Origin of the sequence: Rhizobium sp. AN73 (genome assembly GCF_030757975.1) — a bacterium.
Classification (GTDB): Bacteria; Pseudomonadota; Alphaproteobacteria; order Rhizobiales; family Rhizobiaceae; genus Agrobacterium; species Agrobacterium arsenijevicii.
In genome coordinates this window covers 1337918-1357967 of record NZ_JARWME010000002.1, presented here as the reverse complement: position 1 = coordinate 1357967, position 20050 = coordinate 1337918, and the positions used below count along the sequence as shown (strand labels likewise).

At 58.9% G+C, this 20050-nt stretch carries 18 protein-coding genes, 3 tRNA genes and 1 pseudogene; 20 read left to right on the top strand and 2 right to left on the bottom strand.

The features are described 5' to 3' along the window. Window positions 1–264: 264 nt before the first annotated feature. On the top strand, window positions 265–2463 hold the full coding sequence (locus RBH10_RS16635; protein WP_281036458.1) for an esterase-like activity of phytase family protein: 2199 nt from the start codon (window positions 265–267) through the stop codon (window positions 2461–2463). Between the two features lie 207 nt (window positions 2464–2670). On the opposite strand, the gene RBH10_RS16630 is transcribed toward RBH10_RS16635, so the two are convergent. Both RBH10_RS16630 and RBH10_RS16625 read right to left on the bottom strand, forming a co-directional pair. After that, window positions 2671–2811, bottom strand: coding sequence for a hypothetical protein (locus tag RBH10_RS16630; protein ID WP_281036459.1), 141 nt, complete (start codon window positions 2809–2811; stop codon window positions 2671–2673). Window positions 2812–3122: 311 nt separating this feature from the next. Then, window positions 3123–3198, bottom strand: a tRNA-Val gene (locus RBH10_RS16625). A gap of 17 nt (window positions 3199–3215) precedes the next feature. Here RBH10_RS16625 and RBH10_RS16620 point away from each other — a divergent pair. From RBH10_RS16620 to nuoN, 19 genes and pseudogenes are all read left to right on the top strand, one after another. After that, window positions 3216–3521 carry a hypothetical protein gene (locus RBH10_RS16620; RefSeq protein WP_306180710.1) on the top strand — a complete coding sequence of 102 codons (306 nt, stop codon included), beginning with the start codon at window positions 3216–3218 and terminating at the stop codon, window positions 3519–3521. Window positions 3522–3643: 122 nt separating this feature from the next. After that, window positions 3644–3720: transfer RNA gene (locus RBH10_RS16615), tRNA-Asp, on the top strand. Between the two features lie 41 nt (window positions 3721–3761). Continuing rightward, a tRNA-Asp gene (locus RBH10_RS16610) sits at window positions 3762–3838 on the top strand. 434 nt (window positions 3839–4272) lie between these two features. Continuing rightward, entirely contained in the window at window positions 4273–4638 is a 366-nt protein-coding gene (locus RBH10_RS16605; protein WP_003512653.1) for an NADH-quinone oxidoreductase subunit A, read from the top strand. Beyond that, a complete protein-coding gene (locus RBH10_RS16600) occupies window positions 4629–5213 on the top strand; it encodes an NADH-quinone oxidoreductase subunit B family protein (protein WP_281036461.1) in 585 nt (194 codons plus the stop codon). The genes RBH10_RS16605 and RBH10_RS16600 overlap by 10 nt, the downstream gene beginning before the upstream one ends. A gap of 21 nt (window positions 5214–5234) precedes the next feature. Then, the gene (locus RBH10_RS16595) at window positions 5235–5837 is read left to right on the top strand and encodes an NADH-quinone oxidoreductase subunit C (RefSeq protein WP_045015950.1); all 603 of its coding nucleotides are present in this window, start codon (window positions 5235–5237) and stop codon (window positions 5835–5837) included. Beyond that, window positions 5834–6262, top strand: a complete 429-nt coding sequence (locus RBH10_RS16590; protein ID WP_281036462.1) for a GFA family protein — start codon at window positions 5834–5836, stop codon at window positions 6260–6262. The genes RBH10_RS16595 and RBH10_RS16590 overlap by 4 nt, the downstream gene beginning before the upstream one ends. Window position 6263: 1 nt before the next feature. Continuing rightward, a complete protein-coding gene (locus tag RBH10_RS16585) occupies window positions 6264–7454 on the top strand; it encodes an NADH-quinone oxidoreductase subunit D (RefSeq protein ID WP_306180709.1) in 1191 nt (396 codons plus the stop codon). Then, window positions 7454–7713: pseudogene (locus RBH10_RS16580) on the top strand (hypothetical protein). Before RBH10_RS16585 ends, RBH10_RS16580 begins: the two are co-directional and overlap by 1 nt. Window positions 7714–7729: 16 nt before the next feature. Further along, window positions 7730–8839, top strand: coding sequence for an NADH-quinone oxidoreductase subunit E (locus tag RBH10_RS16575; protein ID WP_281036464.1), 1110 nt, complete (start codon window positions 7730–7732; stop codon window positions 8837–8839). Between the two features lie 10 nt (window positions 8840–8849). Further along, window positions 8850–10154, top strand: a complete 1305-nt coding sequence (nuoF, locus tag RBH10_RS16570) for an NADH-quinone oxidoreductase subunit NuoF (protein ID WP_020810944.1) — start codon at window positions 8850–8852, stop codon at window positions 10152–10154. Window positions 10155–10310: 156 nt separating this feature from the next. Then, window positions 10311–12392, top strand: coding sequence for an NADH-quinone oxidoreductase subunit NuoG (nuoG, locus tag RBH10_RS16565; protein ID WP_281036465.1), 2082 nt, complete (start codon window positions 10311–10313; stop codon window positions 12390–12392). Between the two features lie 12 nt (window positions 12393–12404). Then, window positions 12405–13451: an NADH-quinone oxidoreductase subunit NuoH gene (nuoH, locus tag RBH10_RS16560; RefSeq protein ID WP_013635951.1), complete on the top strand. Its 1047-nt coding sequence runs from the start codon at window positions 12405–12407 to the stop codon at window positions 13449–13451. 36 nt (window positions 13452–13487) lie between these two features. After that, entirely contained in the window at window positions 13488–13979 is a 492-nt protein-coding gene (nuoI, locus tag RBH10_RS16555; RefSeq protein WP_003512679.1) for an NADH-quinone oxidoreductase subunit NuoI, read from the top strand. Between the two features lie 140 nt (window positions 13980–14119). Continuing rightward, window positions 14120–14734 carry an NADH-quinone oxidoreductase subunit J gene (locus tag RBH10_RS16550; protein ID WP_045015955.1) on the top strand — a complete coding sequence of 205 codons (615 nt, stop codon included), beginning with the start codon at window positions 14120–14122 and terminating at the stop codon, window positions 14732–14734. A 29-nt stretch (window positions 14735–14763) separates the two neighbouring features. After that, window positions 14764–15072, top strand: a complete 309-nt coding sequence (gene nuoK / locus RBH10_RS16545; protein ID WP_003496445.1) for an NADH-quinone oxidoreductase subunit NuoK — start codon at window positions 14764–14766, stop codon at window positions 15070–15072. A 7-nt stretch (window positions 15073–15079) separates the two neighbouring features. Continuing rightward, window positions 15080–17077, top strand: a complete 1998-nt coding sequence (nuoL, locus tag RBH10_RS16540) for an NADH-quinone oxidoreductase subunit L (protein ID WP_281036466.1) — start codon at window positions 15080–15082, stop codon at window positions 17075–17077. Beyond that, a complete protein-coding gene (locus RBH10_RS16535) occupies window positions 17077–18588 on the top strand; it encodes an NADH-quinone oxidoreductase subunit M (protein WP_281036467.1) in 1512 nt (503 codons plus the stop codon). Before nuoL ends, RBH10_RS16535 begins: the two co-directional genes overlap by 1 nt. 18 nt (window positions 18589–18606) lie before the next feature. Further along, the gene (gene nuoN / locus RBH10_RS16530) at window positions 18607–20049 is read left to right on the top strand and encodes an NADH-quinone oxidoreductase subunit NuoN (protein ID WP_045016436.1); all 1443 of its coding nucleotides are present in this window, start codon (window positions 18607–18609) and stop codon (window positions 20047–20049) included. Window position 20050 lies beyond the last annotated feature (1 nt).

Sequence of the window (20050 nt, the reverse complement as noted above, 5' to 3'; positions counted from 1 at the left end):
AAAACCGGGCGGCTTTTCGAAAAAGCATTTTTCGGATAGCCCAGTTTTTCAACCCGGCAAGATGTACTTGAAAGTAGGGGAACGCGCCTGTGTAGCCCCCATCCGGTCACACGGCGTTCCGATACGCGGAATGTGCGCACAAACAGGAAAGCCCGGCCTTTATGGCCGGGCTTTTTGATTCTCCCGACAGGAAATGTCATGCCGCTGTCACGTCCTTGACGCAGAAGCCATGGGGTACTTTTTTGGATCCAAGGGGGATTTATAATGGCGTTCCGATTTTCTCACATGGCTTTGACTGCTGCTCTGCTTACGTCCGCTGCCTTTCCAGCCGCCGCCGAGCCGGTTTTCAATCGCATCGCATCGTTCCCGGTTGTAAAGAACCTGCCCGCGGACAAGGACGCGAAGTCCGTCACGTCAGCTGAAATCGTAACCGCCAGCGAAGATGGCAAGACGCTGATCTATTCGGACAGCCCGCTTGGCGGCATTGGCTTCATTGACATCACGGACGCAAAGGCCCCCAAGGCCGGTGGCGCATTGCTGCTCGAAGGTGAGCCGACCTCGGTTGCCGTTGCCGGCGCCAAGGTTCTGGCAGGCGTCAACACCTCCGAAAACCGGGCCAAGCCATCCGGCAAGCTGGTAACGGTCGACATCGCCACCAAGAAGATCGAGGCGAGCTGCGATCTCGGCGGCCAGCCCGATTCCGTCGCAGTTTCCCCGGACAAGACCTTCGCCGCCATTGCGATCGAAAACGAGCGCGATGAAGAGGTGAACGAGGGCGCCCTGCCGCAGATGCCCGCCGGCTATCTGGTGACGGTCGGTCTGAAGAACGGCGTTGCCGACTGCGCGACGCTGAAGAAGATCGACGTGACCGGCCTTGCCGAAATCTCCCCGGAAGATCCGGAGCCTGAATTCGTCTCGATCAACGCCAACGGCGAGATCGCGCTCACCCTGCAGGAAAACAACCATATCGTCATCATCGACGGCAAGACCGGCACGGTGAAGACGCATTTCTCCGCCGGCACGGTCGATCTGGAAGGCGTCGACACGAAGACCGACGGCCAGCTCAAGTTCGCCGACAAGCAGGAAGGCCGCAAGCGCGAGCCGGATGCCGTGAAGTGGCTGGACAATGACCGCATCGTCATCGCCAATGAGGGTGACTGGCAGGGTGGTTCGCGCGGCTTCACCATCTTCGACAAGACTGGCAAGCTTCTTTATGAAGCCGGTGCCACCCTCGAGCACGCGGCCGCCAGCATCGGCCACTATCCGGAAAAGCGCTCCAAGGCCAAGGGTATCGAACCGGAAGGTCTGGAAGCGGCGACCTTCGATGGCCAGAAGTACTTCTTCGTCCTTGCCGAGCGCGCTTCTCTCGCTGCGGTCTACAAGGATACCGGCGCAAAGCCGGAATTGGTCCAGCTTCTGCCCTCGGGCATTTCGCCGGAAGGCGCTGTCGCCATCCCGTCGCGCAATCTTTTCGTCACGGCCAATGAGGCCGATCTCAACGAAGATGGCGGCGCCCGCTCGCATGTCATGATCTATGAGCGCGCAGAAGGCCAGATCGCCTATCCGCAGCTCGCTTCTGCCACCGTCGACGGCGCGCCGATCGGCTGGGGCGCTCTCTCCGGTCTGGTGGGCGACGCCGAAAAGCCGGGCATCCTCTACGCCGTGTCCGACTCGGTCTACAGCAACCAGCCGTCGATCTACACCATCGACGCAACGAAGAAGCCCGCCACCATCACCAGCGTCCTGCGCATCAAGCGCGACGGCATCGCAGCCCAGAAACTCGACATCGAAGGCATCACGCTTGACGGTAAGGGTGGCTTCTGGCTGGCCTCGGAAGGCGACAGCGCCAAGCTTGTCCCGCATGCGCTCTACAACGTCAACGCCAAGGGCGAGATCAAGGCTGAAATCGCGCTTCCGAAGGAACTGCTGGCCGGCGAAACCCGCTTCGGTTTCGAAGGCGTGACCATGATCGGCAAGGGCGACGACGCAACGCTGTGGATGGCCGTGCAGCGCGAATGGGGAACGGACGAGAAGGGCTTCGTCAAGCTCGTCTCCTACAATCCGAAGTCCAAGGAATGGGGCGCCGTGCGTTACCCGCTCGACAAGACCGAGGCAGGCTGGGTCGGCCTTTCTGAAATCACCGCGCAGGGCGAATATGTCTACATCGTAGAGCGTGACAACCAGATCGGCGACAAGGCCAAGATCAAGAAGCTCTACCGCGTCGCGATCGCTGACCTAAAGCCAGGCAAGATCGGTGGCGAATTGCCGCTGGTGGCCAAGCAGGAAGCGCATGATTTCCTGCCCGACCTCAAGGCCCAAACCAACGGTTATGTCGTCGACAAGCTGGAAGGCTTCACCTTCGACAAGGCAGGAAAGGCCTATGCCGTTACCGACAATGACGGCGTCGACGGTTCTTCCGGCGAAACACTGTTCTTCACGGTCGATTTGAAGGCGATCAACTGATCGCTGCGAATAGAATCGCAAAATGAGAAAAGCCGGGCAAAGCCCGGCTTTTTTATGTGGCGGAATGGCTCCATGCGCAGGAGGCCGATTCCGCACGGCGAGTCGCATACCAGCCGTCAAAGCCGGCGTGGCTGCTTCGTTATCGAATTACAGAGGGTTTTGTCCGGGGAGCGTCCGCAAAAGTGCTGCGGGCCAGATCGAAAAGGATCAGCGCCCCATGGAATTCCTGCTTTTGGGAGTATTGTCTTTTTCAGAGTCCTGCTGGACCCAGCGGAAAAAAATATAAACAGGCAGCGCAATAAGCGCGAGTGTTACAAACGCGTCGAGCGACATGGTTTCATCCATCATTTATACCGTTCATCATGAAACGGCTCGAAAACAATGCCTGAAATCTCTTTAAAAAGTCTAAATCTGCTTATTTTCCGGTATGTTGCGGGTTGGCACATCTATCGGGGCGGGGCTGTGTGAATGTGGAACAGAAGTACCGATCTGGCATAGGTGCAAGGAGGAACGGGCTGCTCGACCTGTCCGGGAGCTCAAGCAGGCGCTGAATACGGGGCAGGGATGTCTGATTCCCGATGCCGGAATTTACGGCAAAGCGAAACAATAACCGAAAGGCATTCGGCTCGTTGGTACTTTGATTTGAATGGTTTGGAAAATGGTGGGCGATGAGAGACTCGAACTCCCGACATCCTCGGTGTAAACGAGGCGCTCTACCAACTGAGCTAATCGCCCTTCGCGTCCTGCGGATCATGTCCGCCGCGTCGGTGGCCGTGATGTATTCGGATCGGAAAAAAACCGCAAGGGCTTTTGTGAAGTTTTTTGTATTTTTTTCCGGACGGCTTTGTCTGTTGCTGGATGTTACCGGCAAAAAGCCGGGAACTGCGGGCTTTTCGGTAAAAACAACGCCAGCCGTCATATTAGGTGGCGTGCGAAAATTGAGTTTTGGAGGCCGCGGCTGTGGACAAGTTTTTTGTTTTTGTTGGGAAAAGCCCGGAAAACCGGGCATTTGCCGTGGTGCCGGTAAAAGGCCTTTCGGTTTTTCCCGATCAAAATGAAAAAGCTTATTCTTTTGTCGTGAAACCTGCTTGACACCCCCGCACGAACGCCGTAGTTAGCCGCTCAACGAACAGCCGAGGCTGGTTCGTACGGCGGGACAAGGTCCTGTCCGTCAGGATAAGCGGGTGTAGCTCAGTTGGTTAGAGTGCCGGCCTGTCACGCCGGAGGTCGCGGGTTCGAGCCCCGTCACTCGCGCCATCCTGATCCTCGGAAATTACGCAGACGCAAGTCTGTGGAGCGCGGGTGTAGCTCAGTCGGTTAGAGTGCCGGCCTGTCACGCCGGAGGTCGCGGGTTCGAGCCCCGTCACTCGCGCCATTTCTCTTCATGAAATGACTCCTCAACGAAGTAAACAGGCACTGCCTGGCCACCTCGGCAATGGCGATTTCCTCGCCTGATTCCGGCGTCTTTGAGCGCGGTTTTTCCTGCTGTTTTCAGTCAAGTTTCGATATGTGAAGATCGTCACTTCGCGGCCATTTTGCCGTAAAATTCGTGTGACTTTTTTGCGGTTGCGTCGTTCATTCGATTATTATTATATTTTAGGGACTTAGCCCGGAAATGTGGCCCAAATTTGCGGCAATTCCGGCAATATTGTTGCCAATCAATGCGGCAGGTGTCTTGAAATGGTGCCTAAACTCTTGCAGAGAGAGCGCGGCTGCGCTAACCACTTTGGCGTTGCAACATATTTGTGCGCCTTGAGACTTGTCAGTCGCAAAGGCAGGTCCGGCACCCGGCCGGGCAGGGAAGAGACCATGACTGAACTCCTCAGTTCCTATATTCCGATCGCAATATTTATCGGTATCGCTCTTGTCATTGGCCTGGCGCTTCTCATCGCGCCTTTTGCTGTCGCCTATAAGGCGCCGGACCCGGAAAAGCTCTCCGCTTTCGAGTGCGGTTTCAACGCCTTCGACGACGCCCGCATGAAGTTCGATATCCGGTTCTATCTGGTATCTATTCTCTTCATCATCTTCGATCTGGAAGTCGCCTTCCTGTTTCCGTGGGCTGTGTCCTTCGGTGATATGGGCTGGTTCGGTTTCTGGTCTATGATGGTGTTCCTCGCCGTTCTCACCATCGGCTTTATCTATGAGTGGAAGAAGGGAGCGCTGGAATGGGCATGAGCCAGAGCGACACCGCGCTCGTTGCGCCGCAGCCGAAGGGGATCATCGATCCCTCGACCGGCAAGCCGGTTGGCAGCAACGACGCCTATTTCACGGACATCAACGACGAGCTGGCCGACAAGGGCTTTCTCGTTACCTCGACCGACGAGCTGATCACCTGGGCGCGTACCGGTTCCCTGATGTGGATGCAGTTCGGTCTTGCCTGCTGCGCCGTTGAAGGTCTGATGCAGGCTTCCGGTCCGCGTTACGACATGGAGCGCTTCGGCGTTGCCCCGCGCGCTTCGCCGCGCCAGTCGGACGTGATGATCGTCGCGGGAACGCTGACCAACAAGATGGCGCCGGCGCTGCGCAAGGTCTACGACCAGATGCCTGAGCCGCGTTATGTCATCTCCATGGGCTCCTGCGCCAATGGCGGCGGCTATTACCATTATTCCTACGCTGTCGTGCGTGGCTGCGACCGCGTTGTGCCGGTGGATATCTACGTTCCGGGCTGTCCCCCCACGGCGGAGGCGCTGCTTTACGGCGTGCTTCTGCTGCAGAAGAAGATCCGGCGTACCGGTACGATCGAGCGCTAAGGGCAAAGGACGGATTTAGGAATGAGCGAAGCTCTCAACGATCTTGCTGCTTACGTTAAGGAAGCACGTGGTTCTCTCGTGGTCTCGGCCGATATCGCCTATGGCGAACTGACGCTGAACACGACGACGGAAAGCGTTATCGCGCTTTTGACGTTCCTGCGTGACGATGTGCAGTGCGGTTTCGTCAACATCATCGATATCTGCGGCGTCGACTGGCCGCAGCGCGAGAAGCGTTTCGATGTCGTCTATCACCTGCTGTCGCCGCGCCAGAATCTGCGCGTGCGTATCAAGCTGCAGGTGGCGGAAGACGAGGGCGTTCCCTCGGCTACCCCCGTTTACATGGGCGCCGACTGGTTCGAGCGCGAAGCCTGGGACATGTATGGCATTCCTTTTGAAGGCCATAAGGACCTCCGCCGTATCCTCACCGATTACGGTTTTGAAGGCCATCCGCTGCGCAAGGATTTTCCGGTTACCGGCTTTGTGGAAGTACGCTACGATGACGTTCTGAAGCGGGTTCTTTATGAACCGGTCGAACTGAAGCAGGAATTCCGCAACTTCGATTTCCTCTCTCCCTGGGAGGGGACTGATTATGTTCTCCCGGGTGATGAAAAGGCCAAGCAATGAGCCAAGCCCCCGCGACAGAGCACGGACAATGTCTTTGCGGCGCCGTTGGCTTCAATGCCAGCATCGGCGCCCGCGAATTCGGCGTTTGCCATTGCTCCATGTGCCGCCGCTGGTCCGGTGGCACGTTTCTGGCTGTCGAATGCACTGATATCGCCATCGAGAACGAGGAACACCTCGGTGTTTATACCTCGTCGGAATGGGGTGAGCGCTGCTTCTGCAAGACTTGCGGCAGCACGCTTCTGTGGCGTTCAAAGGATGGCAAGCATTTTGCCGTTTCGTTGCAGGCTTTCGACAACCCTTCCAGTTTCCGTTTTGTGTCGCAGATTTTCACAGATGAGAAGCCTTCGAGCTATTCGTTCGCCGAAACCACACAGAACATGACCGGCCCCGAATTCATCGCCATGATCACCTCGGCGGAGCACTAGAATGACTGAGCATAACGTCCGCAATTTCACGATCAACTTCGGTCCGGAACATCCCTCCGCGCACGGCGTGCTGCGTCTGGTTCTGGAACTGGACGGCGAAATCGTCGAGCGCGTCGATCCGCATATCGGTCTTCTGCATCGCGGTACCGAAAAGCTGATCGAAACCAAGACCTATCTGCAGGCCGTTCCCTATTTCGACCGTCTCGACTACGTCGCGCCGATGAACCAGGAACATGCTTTCGCGCTCGCCGTCGAAAAGCTGCTCGGCCTCGAAATCCCGATGCGCGGCCAGCTGATCCGCGTGCTTTATTCGGAAATCGGCCGCATCCTGTCGCACATCATGAACGTCACCACGCAGGCCATGGACGTCGGCGCGATGACGCCGCCGGTCTGGGGCTTCGAGGAACGCGAAAAGCTGATGGTGTTTTACGAGCGCGCCTGTGGCGCCCGTATGCACTCGGCCTATGTCCGTCCGGGCGGCGTGCATCAGGATCTGCCGCCGGAACTGGTCGAAGATATCGGCAAATGGTGCGATCCGTTCCTGACCGTTCTCGACAATATTGCTGGCCTGTTGACCGACAACCGCATCTACAAGCAGCGTAACGTCGATATCGGCGTCGTCTCGCTGGAAGATGCCTTCGCCTGGGGTTTCACGGGCGTGATGGTGCGCGGTTCGGGCGCTGCCTGGGATTTGCGCCGCGCGCAGCCCTACGAGTGCTACTCCGATCTGGAATTCGATATTCCCGTCGGCAAGAACGGCGACTGCTATGACCGTTACCTGATCCGCATGCAGGAAATGCGCAGATCGGTGAAGATCATGAAGCAGTGCGTCGAGCTTCTGTCCGGCAAGCATCGCATCGGCCCGGTATCCTCTCTTGACGGTAAGGTGGTTCCGCCCAAGCGTGGCGAGATGAAGCGTTCGATGGAAGCGCTGATCCATCACTTCAAGCTCTACACCGAAGGTTATCACGTTCCCGCCGGCGAAGTTTACGCTGCCGTCGAAGCGCCGAAGGGCGAGTTCGGCGTCTACGTGGTCGCCGACGGTTCGAACAAGCCCTACCGCTGCAAGATCCGCGCGCCGGGTTATGCACATTTGCAGGCGATGGATTTCCTGTGCAAGGGCCATCAGCTTGCCGACGTTACAGCCGTTCTCGGCTCCCTCGACATCGTGTTCGGGGAGGTCGACCGCTGATGCGTCTGCCGCTGGCCATCCTGGCTTTTCTTGCTGCGGTGTCGACCTCCGTTCTCGCCCAGACGGCGACGGACGAGGGGGCGTATCGCTGTCAAGCAGTGGCGGTTCCACCATCAAGCAGCTTCTGTCATCGGGATACGAGATCAAGGCCTCGGTTCCGAACGGCAGCAAGTTCATCGTGTTCATGCAGAAAGACAAGGCGGCTTACGCCTGCGAATTCGTCACGGTGGCGAGATCGCGTTGTGAGACGTTAAACTGAAAAGGCGTGAGGAAGTATGTCCGTTCGTCGACTAGCCGAAGATCAGTTCCAGCCCGTGGCGTTTGCCTTCAACGCGGATAATACCGTTTGGGCGGAAAAGACGATCCAGAAATATCCAGAGGGACGCCAGCAATCGGCGGTTATCCCGCTGCTCATGCGTGCGCAGGAGCAGGACGGCTGGGTTACCCGCGCCGCCATCGAGAAAATCGCCGACATGCTGGATATGGCCTATATCCGTGTCCTGGAAGTGGCGACCTTCTATACCCAGTTCCAGCTGAAGCCGATCGGCACACGCGCCCACGTTCAGGTCTGCGGCACCACGCCCTGCATGCTGCGCGGCTCGGAAGCGCTGATGGATGTCTGCCGCAAGAAGATCCATCACGATCCGCTGCACACCAACGACAGCGGCACGCTGTCGTGGGAAGAAGTGGAATGTCAGGGCGCCTGCGTCAACGCACCGATGGTCATCATCTTCAAGGACGCCTATGAGGATCTGACGCCTGAACGCCTGGAAGAGATCATCGACACGTTCGAGGCAGGCAAGGGCGATACGGTCAAGACCGGCCCGCAGATCGACCGTCACGAGTCTGTCCCCATCGGCGGACTGACGACGCTGACCGAAGAGATCAAGCCTGATCGTTCCAATCTCGACAAGCCCGCTGAAGCGCCTGCCGCCGCAGCGCCGGCACCCGCACCATCTGAAGCCGCCAAGCCCAAGACGACTGCGCCGGAGGCTGATGCCAAGCTGAAAACGCCGGTAACCGCGCCCAAGGCTGCCGAAGCCAACGCCAAGGCCGCCGAGAAGGAAGCCACGGGTTCTTCGGAGGCGGGAAAACCGTCGCTCGAATCCGCGGATCGCCCGGCCGCCATCGAAAGGCCGGCGACACCTGACGACTTGAAGCTTATTGCAGGCGTCGGTCCGAAGATCGAAGGTACGCTCCATGAGCTTGGCATCTTCACCTTCGTGCAGATCGCCGGCTGGAAAAAAGCCGAGTGCGACTGGGTTGACGGTTATCTGAATTTCAAGGGCCGCATCGAACGCGACGAGTGGATCAAGCAGGCCGAGGCGCTCGCCAAGGGTGGCGAAGCCGAGTATATCAGGGTCTTCGGCAAGAAGCCGCGGTAAAGGGTGAAGCATGTTAAAAGATCAGGATCGCATCTTTACCAATCTCTACGGCCTCAAGGACAAGTCCCTGAAGGGCGTGAAGGCGCGCGGCCATTGGGACGGTACCAAGCAGATCATCGAAAAGGGTCGTGACTGGATCATCAACGAGATGAAGGCTTCCGGCCTTCGTGGTCGTGGTGGCGCAGGCTTCCCGACGGGTCTCAAGTGGTCCTTCATGCCGAAGGAAAACGACGGCCGTCCGCATTATCTCGTCGTCAACGCCGACGAATCCGAGCCCGGCACCTGCAAGGACCGCGAAATCCTGCGCAACGATCCGCATACGCTGATCGAAGGCTGCGTGATTGCCGGTTTCGCCATGGGCGCGCACACGGCCTATATCTACGTTCGCGGCGAATATATGCGCGAGCGTGAAGCCCTGCAGGCGGCCATCGACGAATGTTACGATGCGGGCCTGCTCGGCAAGAACAACAAGAACGGCTGGGATTTCGACATCTACGTCCATCACGGCGCAGGTGCCTATATCTGCGGCGAAGAGACGGCTTTGCTCGAAAGCCTCGAAGGCAAGAAGGGCCAGCCGCGCCTTAAGCCGCCGTTCCCGGCCAATATGGGTCTTTACGGCTGCCCGACCACCGTCAACAACGTTGAATCGATCGCCGTTGCGCCGACTATCCTGCGCCGTGGCGCTGCATGGTTCTCGTCGATCGGCCGTCCGAACAATGTGGGCACCAAGCTGTTCATGGTATCCGGCCATGTCGAGCGCCCCTGCACCTTCGAAGATGCGCTGGGCCTGTCCTTCCGTGAGCTGATCGAGCACCATTGCGGTGGCATTCGCGGCGGCTGGGACAATCTGCTCGGCGTCATTCCCGGCGGCGCATCCTGCCCCATCGTACGCGGTGAGGACATGAAGGACGCCATCATGGACTTCGACGGCATGCGCGAAGTGAAGTCGTCCTTCGGCACCGGCGGCATGATCGTCATGGACAAGTCCACCGACGTCATCAAGGCGATTGCCCGCATCGCGGCTTTCTTCAAGCACGAAAGCTGCGGCCAGTGCACGCCGTGCCGCGAAGGCACCGGCTGGATGTGGCGCGTGCTGGAACGCATGGTGAAGGGTAACGCGCAGAAGCGCGAGATCGACATGCTGTTCGAAGTGACGAAGCAGATCGAAGGCCACACCATCTGTGCGCTTGGCGACGCCGCCGCATGGCCGGTACAGGCGCTGATCCGCAATTTCCGTCCGGAAATCGAAAAGCGCATCGACCAATACACCTACAGGGCCATGGATGATGGCGCTGTTCTGGAAGCTGCCGAATAAGCTTTTCGCAGTTTGCATGCGGCGCGGGGATGATCCCGGCGCCGGAAAACCATGAAGCGCCTGGCCGACGAGATTAAGTGTCGGGCGCGATTAAGGATTTGTTGCGGACCGTGTGAGAGACACGGGACGAACAGGCAACAGGACGTAAGTAGAACCATGGCAAAGCTCAAGGTTGACGGTAAAGAGATCGAGGTTCCGGATCATTTCACGCTGTTGCAGGCGTGCGAGGAGGCTGGTGCTGAAGTTCCGCGCTTTTGTTTTCATGAGCGCTTGTCGGTCGCGGGTAACTGCCGCATGTGTCTCATCGAGGTGAAGGGCGGACCGCCCAAGCCCGCCGCATCCTGCGCCATGGGCGTTCGCGACGTTCGCGGCGGCCCGAATGGCGAGTTGCCGGAAGTTTTCACCAACACGCCGATGGTCAAGAAGGCCCGCGAAGGCGTGATGGAGTTCCTGCTCATCAACCACCCGCTCGATTGCCCGATCTGCGACCAGGGCGGCGAATGCGACCTGCAGGACCAGGCCATGGCCTTCGGTATCGCCGGTTCGCGTTACGCGGAAAACAAGCGTGCGGTTGAAGACAAGTACATCGGCCCGCTCGTCAAGACGGTCATGAACCGCTGCATCCACTGCACGCGCTGCGTCCGTTTCACCACTGAGGTGGCCGGCATTGCCGAACTCGGCCTCATCGGCCGCGGCGAGGATGCCGAGATCACCACCTATCTCGAACAGGCGATGACCTCCGAGCTTCAAGGCAACGTGGTCGACCTTTGCCCGGTCGGCGCGCTCACCTCCAAGCCTTTCGCCTTCACCGCCCGTCCGTGGGAACTGAACAAGACCGAAACCATCGACGTGATGGACGCTCTCGGTTCGGCCATCCGCGTCGATACCCGTGGCCGCGAAGTTATGCGTGTCATGCCGCGCGTCAATGAAGCGATCAACGAAGAGTGGATTTCCGACAAGAGCCGCTTCATCTGGGATGGTCTGAAGACCCAGCGTCTCGACCGGCCTTACGTTCGCAAGGATGGCCGTCTGCAGCCCGCAAGCTGGGGCGAAGCCTTCGGCGCGATCAAGCAGGCGGTTGCCGCCACCAGCGGCAGCAAGATCGGCGCGATTGCCGGTGACCTTGCTTCCGTCGAGGAAATGTTCGCGCTGAAGTCGCTGCTGGCGTCGCTCGGCTCGGCCAATGTCGATTGCCGTCAGGATGGCGCAGCGCTGGATCCGTCTTTGGGTCGCGCCAGCTACCTGTTCAATTCCACCATCGAAGGCATCGAGCAGGCGGACGCGCTGCTGATCGTCGGTGCGAACCCGCGCTACGAAGCGGCCGTGCTCAACGCCCGCATCCGCAAGCGCTGGCGCCGCGGTGGTTTCCCGATCGGGGTGATCGGTGAAGCCGGTGAGCTGCGCTACAATTATGAATATCTCGGCTCCGGCGCGGAAACGCTTTCGGATCTGGCCAACGGTTCGCACAGCTTCGTTGAGAAGCTGAAGTCTGCCAAGAACCCGCTGATCATCATCGGCCAGGGCGCACTGGCACGCGCCGATGGTGCGGCTGTTCTCGCTGCTGCTGCGAAACTCGCCGTTTCGGTTGGCGCTGTCAGCGAAGAATGGAACGGCTTCTCGGTGCTTCACACCGCCGCTGCCCGCGTCGGTGGTCTCGATATCGGCTTCGTGCCGGGCGAGGGCGGTGTTGCTGCTGCCGAAATGGTAACGTCCATGGACGTTCTCTTCCTGCTCGGCGCCGATGAAATCGACCTTTCGAACAAGGGCGCCAAGTTCACCGTCTATATCGGTAGCCACGGCGACCATGGTGCGATGCACGCCGACGTCATCCTTCCGGGTGCAGCCTATACCGAAAAATCCGGTATCTGGGTCAACACCGAAGGCCGCGTTCAGGTGGGTAACCGCGCCGGTTTCGCACCGGGCGAGGCCCGTGAAGACTGGGCGATCCTGCGTGCGCTTTCCGACGTGCTCGGCAAGAAGCTGCCGTTCGACTCGCTCTCGGCGCTGCGCGGCCAGCTTTATGTCGCGCATCCGCATCTGGCCGAAACCGACGAGATCGTTGCCGGTAATGGCAAGGATATCGAGGCTCTTGCCGCTCATGCGGGTAGCCTCAACAAGTCGGCGTTTGCCTCGACCGTAAAAGACTTTTATTTGACGAACCCGATTGCGCGCGCATCCGCCGTCATGGCCGAGTGTTCCGCATTGGCCCGCAACAATTTCCAGGCTGCGGCAGAGTAAGGGTAGGGGATTATGGAATCGTTTTTCTGGAGCTACGTCTGGCCCGCGCTGATCATGGTCGGCCAGTCCCTGTTGCTTCTCGTTTGCCTTCTGGTGGCCATCGCCTTCCTTCTGCTTGCCGACCGTAAGGTCTGGGCAGCCGTGCAGTTGCGCCGTGGTCCCAACGTCGTCGGCCCCTTCGGTCTGTTTCAGTCCTTCGCCGACCTTTTGAAGTTCATCCTGAAGGAGCCCGTCATTCCGGCGGGCGCCAACAAGGCGGTCTTCCTTCTGGCGCCGCTGGTTGCCGTGACTCTGGCGCTTGCCACCTACGCGGTCATCCCGTTTGCCGATGGCTGGGTCGTTGCCAATATCAACGTCGGCATTCTCTACATTTTCGCGATTTCCTCGCTTGAAGTGTACGGCATCATCATGGGCGGCTGGGCTTCCAACTCGAAGTACCCGTTTCTCGGCGCGCTTCGTTCCGCAGCGCAGATGGTGTCCTACGAAGTGTCAATCGGCCTCGTCATCGTCACCGTTCTGCTTTGCGTCGGCTCGCTGAACCTGACGGACATCGTTCTGGCCCAGCGCACCGGCCTCGGCACGATGATCGGCCTGCCTGCCTCGTTCCTTGACTGGCACTGGCTGTCGCTGTTCCCGATGTTCATCGTGTTCTTCATCTCGGGCCTTGCCGAAACCAACCGTCCGCCCTTCGACCTTCCGGAAGCGGAATCGGAACTGGTTGCCGGTCACATGGTCGAATACGGCTCCACGCCCTACATGATGTTCATGCTCGGCGAATATGCTGCGATCGTCCTGATCTGCTGCCTGACGACGATCCTGTTCCTTGGCGGCTGGCTGCCGATCGTGGATGTGTGGTTCCTGAACTGGATCCCGGGCATCGTCTGGTTCGCGCTCAAGGGCTGCATGGTTTTCTTCATGATCGCTCTGGTGAAGGCCTTCGTTCCGCGTTACCGCTATGACCAGCTCATGCGCCTTGGCTGGAAGGTGTTCCTGCCGCTGTCGCTCGCCATGGTCGTTATTGTTGCATTCGTATTGAAGCTGACGGGGTGGGCCGGTTGATGTCCGTACTCCTCGCTCAGAAATCTGGAGTTTGAGATGGCAAGCCTTTCCCAAGCCGTCAATTCACTGTTCCTCAAGGAGTTCGTCGGTGCGATCTTCCTGACGATGCGCCACTTCTTCAAGCAGAAGGCGACGGTGAACTATCCTTTCGAAAAGGGCCCGGTGTCTCCGCGCTTCCGTGGCGAACATGCGCTGCGCCGTTATCCCAACGGTGAAGAACGCTGCATCGCCTGCAAGCTGTGTGAAGCTATCTGTCCCGCTCAGGCGATCACCATCGAAGCCGGTCCGCGCCGCAATGACGGCACCCGCCGCACGGTGCGTTACGACATCGACATGGTGAAATGCATCTATTGCGGTTTCTGCCAGGAAGCCTGCCCGGTCGATGCCATCGTCGAGGGCCCGAACTTCGAATTCGCGACGGAAACCCGCGAGGAGCTTTATTTCGACAAGCAGAGGCTTCTCGACAATGGCGACCGCTGGGAGCGTGAAATTGCACGCAACCTCGCACTGGATGCGCCTTACCGTTAAGGCGCAACCGTCTTTCCGGGGAGACCCCGGGAAGCGAAGAAAGAGTAAAAGAGCCTGCACGGTTATCGCCGGCGGGGACGAAACGGGTAGAGCGCGCGATTGTGCGGTCTTTGCCCGGATGAGGACAAAAAGGCACCAACATGGGTCTGCACGCTGTATTCTTTTATATATTCGCTTTCGTCGCCGTGGCGTCTGCGTTCATGGTCATCGCATCGAAGAACCCTGTTCATTCGGTGCTGTTTCTGATTTTGACCTTCTTCAACGCAGCCGCGCTGTTCCTGCTGACGGGGGCCGAATTCCTCGCCATGATCCTGCTCGTCGTTTATGTCGGCGCGGTCGCGGTGCTGTTCCTCTTCGTCGTCATGATGCTGGATGTGGATTTTGCAGAGCTGCGTTCCGGCGTGCTGCAATATGCGCCGATCGGCGCGCTGATCGGTATCATCCTTGCGGCTGAACTGATTGTCGTGGTCGGCGGCAGCGTGCTTAACCCGCAGGCGGCCAAATCGATCACCATGCCGATCCCGTCGCCGGCCGTGCGCACCAATACGGCGGCGCTGGGCGATGTGCTCTATACCAACTACGTCTACTTCTTCCAGCTTGCCGGTCTCGTGCTGCTGGTGGCCATGATCGGCGCCATCGTGCTGACGCTGCGTCACCGCACCGACATCAAGCGGCAGGATATTTCCACGCAGGTCGGCCGTGACCCGAAGACCGCCGTCACCACGGTCAAAGTCAAGCCGGGCCAGGGCATCTGAAGGCGCGAACGGATCCAAGGAAACAGAATATGGAAATCGGTCTTTCCCACTACCTGACGGTCAGCGCGATCCTCTTCACGATCGGCATCTTCGGCATCTTCCTCAACCGGAAGAACGTCATCGTCATCCTCATGTCGATCGAGCTCATCCTGTTGGCGGTCAACATCAACATGGTTGCGTTCTCGGCTTTCCTGAACGACATCGTCGGCCAGGTCTTTGCACTTTTCATTCTGACCGTCGCAGCCGCCGAAGCGGCCATCGGTCTTGCAATACTCGTTGTCTTCTACCGCAACCGCGGATCGATCGCCGTCGAAGACGTCAATATGATGAAGGGCTGATAAGGCTATGATCTACAAGGCTATCGTCTTTCTTCCTCTGATCGGCTTCCTGATCGCCGGCCTGTTTGGCCGGTCAATCGGCGCCAAGGCCTCGGAATATGTCACCACCGGCCTGATGATCGTGGTCGCCATCCTGTCGTGGATCGTCTTCTTCAGCGTCGCGCTTGCCCATGGCGAGCCGGGCGAGGTGATCAAGGTCACCGTGCTGCGCTGGATCCAGTCCGGCGGCATCGACGTCGAATGGGCGTTCCGCATCGATACGCTGACGGCCGTCATGTTCGTCGTCGTCAACACGGTCTCGACGCTGGTGCACCTCTATTCGATCGGATACATGCACCACGATCCGCATCGTCCGCGCTTCTTCGCCTATCTTTCGCTGTTCACCTTCGCCATGCTGATGCTGGTGACTTCCGACAACCTGCTGCAGATGTTCTTCGGCTGGGAAGGCGTGGGTCTGGCGTCGTACCTGCTGATCGGCTTCTGGTTCAAGAAACCTTCGGCGTCTGCTGCGGCCATGAAGGCGTTCATTGTCAACCGCGTCGGTGACTTCGGCTTCATTCTCGGCATTTCCGGCATCTTCGTGCTGTTCGGCTCGATCAATCTCGAAACCATCTTCGCTGCCGCCGGCACCTATCTGCCGGCCGAAGGCGCAGCCTCGACCGAAACCGTCATCAACCTGTTCGGCATGCATCTTGACAAGGCCAATGCGATAACGGGCGTCTGCCTGCTGCTGTTCATGGGCGCGATGGGTAAATCGGCGCAGTTCCTGCTGCACACCTGGTTGCCGGACGCGATGGAAGGCCCGACCCCGGTGTCTGCCCTCATTCACGCCGCAACCATGGTTACCGCCGGTGTCTTCCTCGTCGCCCGCATGTCGCCGCTGTTTGAATTGTCGCCGACTGCGCTGACCGTCGTGACGCTGATCGGTGCCATCACCGCCTTCTTTGCGGCGACCGTTGGTCTCGTGCAGAACGATATCAAGCGCGTGATCGCTTATTCGACCTGTTCGCAGCTCGGTTACATGTTCGTGGCGCTCGGCGTCGGCGCCTATGGTGCGGCCGTGTTCCACCTCTTTACGCACGCCTTCTTCAAGGCCCTGCTGTTCTTGTGCGCGGGTTCCGTCATCCATGCCGTCGATGGCGAGCAGGACATGCGGTACATGGGCGGCCTGCGCAAGCATATCCCCATCACCTTCTGGACCATGACCGTCGGCACGCTGGCGCTCACCGGCGTCGGTATTCCGGGCACGATGATCGGCTTTGCCGGCTTCTTCTCGAAGGACGTCATCATCGAATCCGCTTATGCGTCCCATTCGGTGCTGTCAGGTTTCGCTTTCACGCTGCTGGTTATCGCGGCGCTGTTCACCAGCTTCTATTCCTGGCGTCTGGCATTCATGACCTTCTTCGGCAAGCCGCGCGCTTCGGCCGACGTGATGCACCATGTGCATGAATCGCCGATGGTCATGCTGATCCCGCTGTTCATCCTGACGGTCGGCGCGATCTTCGCCGGTGTGCTTTTCGAAGGCCATTTCTTCGGTGAGGAATATGCCGAATTCTGGAAGGGCGCGCTGTTCATGCTTCCGGAAAACGAAATCCTCGAAGAGTTCCACCACGTCCCGCTGTGGGTGAAGTGGAGCCCGTTCTTCGCCATGGCGCTTGGTTTCGTGACCGCCTGGTACATGTACATCAAGTCGCCGGAAACGCCGAAGCGTCTGGCCGAGACCCATCGTGGCCTCTACCAGTTCCTTCTCAACAAGTGGTACTTCGACGAGCTTTACGACTTCCTGTTCGTGCGTTCCGCAAAGGCGCTTGGCCGCTTCCTGTGGAAGAAGGGCGACGTGGCCGTCATCGACCATTATGGACCGAACGGCATTGCAGCGCGCGTGGTTGACGTGACCAACCGCGTGGTCCGCCTGCAATCCGGTTACCTTTATCACTATGCCTTTGCGATGCTGATCGGCATCGCGGCGCTTGTCACCTGGATGATGCTCGGGAGTGCGTTTTGATGACCGATTGGCCCATTCTTTCAACGGTCACCTTTCTGCCGCTCGTCGGCGTGGTGCTCTTGCTGCTGACCAACGAGAACGGCCCTTTCGGGCGCCGCAACATTCTCAACGTCTCGCTGCTGACGACCGTTTTCACCTTCCTGGTTTCGCTGTTCGTCTGGATCGGCTTCGATAATTCGAACCCCGGTTTCCAGATGGTGGAAAAACACGCATGGTTCGGCAATATCGCCGCCTATCATCTGGGCGTCGACGGCATCTCCATGCTGTTCGTCATCCTCACCACCTTCCTCATGCCCTTCTGCGTGCTGGCAAGCTGGCAGTCCGTTGAAAAGCGCATCAAGGAATACATGATCGCCTTCCTGCTTCTGGAAGTCGTCATGATCGGCGTCTTCGTGGCGCTCGATACGGTTCTGTTCTACGTCTTCTTCGAAGCGACGCTGATCCCGATGTTCATCATCATCGGCGTCTGGGGCGGCAAGGATCGCGTCTACGCATCCTACAAGTTCTTCCTCTACACGCTGCTTGGCTCGGTTCTGACCATGCTCGCCATCATGGCGATGTACTGGCAGGCTGGCACGACCGATATGACGGAACTTCTGAAATATGGCTTCCCGGCCGGCATGCAGACCTGGCTCTGGCTTGCCTGTTTTGCGGCCTTCTCGGTCAAGATGCCGATGTGGCCGGTGCACACCTGGCTGCCGGACGCCCACGTTCAGGCGCCGACCGCCGGTTCGGTCATCCTTGCCGGCGTCATGCTGAAGCTCGGCGGTTACGGTTTCATCCGTTTCTCGCTGTCGATGTTCCCGTTGGCATCGGATTATTTCGCACCCTTCGTCTTCACGCTGTCGGTTCTCGCCATCATCTACACCTCGCTGGTGGCAATGATGCAGGACGACATCAAGAAGCTGATCGCCTATTCCTCCGTTGCCCACATGGGTTACGTGACCATGGGCATCTTCGCCGCCAATGTGCAGGGCGTGCAGGGCGCAATCTTCCAGATGTTGTCGCACGGCATCGTGTCAGGCGCGCTCTTCCTCTGCGTCGGCGTCGTTTACGATCGGCTGCACACCCGCGAGATCTCGGCCTATGGCGGTCTCGTGAACAACATGCCGAAATATGCCGTCGCCTTCATGATCTTCACCATGGCCAATGTCGGTCTGCCCGGCACCTCAGGCTTCGTCGGTGAATTCCTGACGCTGATCGGCGTATTCCGCGCCAACTCGCTGGTCGCACTGTTTGCTGCAACCGGCGTCATCCTCTCGGCCGCTTATGCGCTGTGGCTCTACCGCCGCGTGATCTTCGGTGCGCTCGAGAAGGAAAGCCTGAAATCGATGCTCGATCTGTCGACCCGCGAAAAGATCATCCTTTACCCGCTGGTTGCTCTGACGATCTTCTTCGGCGTCTATCCGGCTCCGGTTTTCGATGCAACCGCCGCATCGGTCGATCTTCTGGTAAACAACTATACGGCTGCATTGCAGGCGGCGCAAAATGTTGCGCTTTCTATGAATTGACGACAGGACCCGTTGGACATGACCGCTGAAATTCTTTTTGCCAGTCTGCACATCGCGACGCCCGAGCTGATCCTTGCGGTCGGCGCGCTGGCGCTGCTCATGATTGGCGTCTTCTCGGGCGACAAGTCGACAACGACGGTCACGGGCCTTTCCGTGGCCCTGCTGCTCGTCGTCGGTCTCTGGATCGTCTTTGCTCCCGCTTCGGGAAAAGCCTTCGGCGGCGTTTACGTCGCCGATGCCTTCGGCAATTTCATGAAGATCCTGGCGCTGATCGGCTCGATCACCGCCATGATCCTTTCCGTCGGCCAGAGCCGTTTTGAACCGGTCGGCCGGTTCGAATATCCGGTGCTTCTGGTGCTGGCCACCCTCGGCATTCTGCTGATGATCTCGGCCAACAACATGATCTCGCTGTATATGGCGCTGGAGCTGCAGTCGCTGGCGCTCTACGTCATCTGCGCCATCAACCGGGAAAGCCTGCGCTCCACGGAAGCGGGCCTGAAATATTTCGTTCTCGGCGCGCTCTCCTCCGGCATGCTGCTTTACGGCATGTCGCTGGTTTACGGCTTTACCGGCAATACAGGCTTTACCGAAATCGCCCAGGTTCTGGCGTCGGAAACCCGCTCGCTCGGTCTGGTCTTCGGCCTCGTCTTTGTGCTGGCCGGTCTGGCGTTCAAGATTTCCGCCGTGCCATTCCACATGTGGACGCCGGACGTTTATGAAGGCGCGCCGACCCCGGTCACCGCCTTCCTGTCCGCCGCCCCCAAGATCGGCGCCATGGCGATCCTCGTGCGCATCGTCGTCGAGGCTTTCCAGCCGGTTTTCGCCGACTGGCAGCAGATCGTTGTCTTCATCTCCATCGCTTCCATGCTGCTCGGCTCGTTTGCGGCGATCGGCCAGAAGAACATCAAGCGCCTGATGGCCTATTCCTCCATCGGTCACATGGGTTACGCGCTGGTTGGTCTTGCGGCCGGCACCGAAGCCGGTATCTCGGGCGTCATCCTTTACATGACCATCTACATGGTCATGACGCTCGGCACCTTCGCCTGCATTCTTTCCATGCGCCGCAAGGAAATCGGCAATGTCGAAAATGTCGAGGATCTGGCCGGGCTTTCGTCCACCAACCCCTTCATGGCGGTTGTGCTGACGATCCTGATGTTCTCGCTTGCCGGCATTCCGCCGCTCGCCGGCTTCTTCGGCAAGTACTACGTCTTCCTCGCCGCCATCGAAGCGAAGCTTTATCCGCTCGCCGTCATCGGTGTGATCGGCTCGGTCGTCGGCGCGTATTATTATATCCGCGTCGTCAAGGTCATGTGGTTCGATGAAGCCAAGGGCAGTTTTGAACGTCCGGCCGGCGAACTGAAGATCGTTTATGCGCTCTCGGGACTATTTGTCGTAGCCTTCGTCGTCTTCGGCGGTGCGCTCGGCAATGCGGTCACGGTTGCGGCAAAGACGTTCTTTTGAG

Excerpts from the sequence above, each read along its gene's own strand:
- RBH10_RS16590 (WP_281036462.1), top strand. The coding sequence starts at position 5,834 with ATGAGCCAAGCCCCCGCGACAGAGCACGGACAATGTCTTTGCGGCGCC.
- RBH10_RS16600 (WP_281036461.1), top strand. The coding sequence starts at position 4,629 with ATGGGCATGAGCCAGAGCGACACCGCGCTCGTTGCGCCGCAGCCGAAG.
- nuoI (WP_003512679.1), top strand. The coding sequence starts at position 13,488 with ATGGCAAGCCTTTCCCAAGCCGTCAATTCACTGTTCCTCAAGGAGTTC.
- RBH10_RS16605 (WP_003512653.1), top strand. The coding sequence starts at position 4,273 with ATGACTGAACTCCTCAGTTCCTATATTCCGATCGCAATATTTATCGGT.
- RBH10_RS16620 (WP_306180710.1), top strand. The coding sequence starts at position 3,216 with ATGTCCGCCGCGTCGGTGGCCGTGATGTATTCGGATCGGAAAAAAACC.
- RBH10_RS16585 (WP_306180709.1), top strand. The coding sequence starts at position 6,264 with ATGACTGAGCATAACGTCCGCAATTTCACGATCAACTTCGGTCCGGAA.
- RBH10_RS16575 (WP_281036464.1), top strand. The coding sequence starts at position 7,730 with ATGTCCGTTCGTCGACTAGCCGAAGATCAGTTCCAGCCCGTGGCGTTT.
- nuoK (WP_003496445.1), top strand. The coding sequence starts at position 14,764 with ATGGAAATCGGTCTTTCCCACTACCTGACGGTCAGCGCGATCCTCTTC.
- nuoL (WP_281036466.1), top strand. The coding sequence starts at position 15,080 with ATGATCTACAAGGCTATCGTCTTTCTTCCTCTGATCGGCTTCCTGATC.
- nuoF (WP_020810944.1), top strand. The coding sequence starts at position 8,850 with ATGTTAAAAGATCAGGATCGCATCTTTACCAATCTCTACGGCCTCAAG.
- RBH10_RS16550 (WP_045015955.1), top strand. The coding sequence starts at position 14,120 with ATGGGTCTGCACGCTGTATTCTTTTATATATTCGCTTTCGTCGCCGTG.
- nuoH (WP_013635951.1), top strand. The coding sequence starts at position 12,405 with ATGGAATCGTTTTTCTGGAGCTACGTCTGGCCCGCGCTGATCATGGTC.
- RBH10_RS16635 (WP_281036458.1), top strand. The coding sequence starts at position 265 with ATGGCGTTCCGATTTTCTCACATGGCTTTGACTGCTGCTCTGCTTACG.
- RBH10_RS16535 (WP_281036467.1), top strand. The coding sequence starts at position 17,077 with ATGACCGATTGGCCCATTCTTTCAACGGTCACCTTTCTGCCGCTCGTC.
- RBH10_RS16630 (WP_281036459.1), bottom strand. The coding sequence starts at position 2,811 with ATGATGGATGAAACCATGTCGCTCGACGCGTTTGTAACACTCGCGCTT.
- nuoN (WP_045016436.1), top strand. The coding sequence starts at position 18,607 with ATGACCGCTGAAATTCTTTTTGCCAGTCTGCACATCGCGACGCCCGAG.
- RBH10_RS16595 (WP_045015950.1), top strand. The coding sequence starts at position 5,235 with ATGAGCGAAGCTCTCAACGATCTTGCTGCTTACGTTAAGGAAGCACGT.
- nuoG (WP_281036465.1), top strand. The coding sequence starts at position 10,311 with ATGGCAAAGCTCAAGGTTGACGGTAAAGAGATCGAGGTTCCGGATCAT.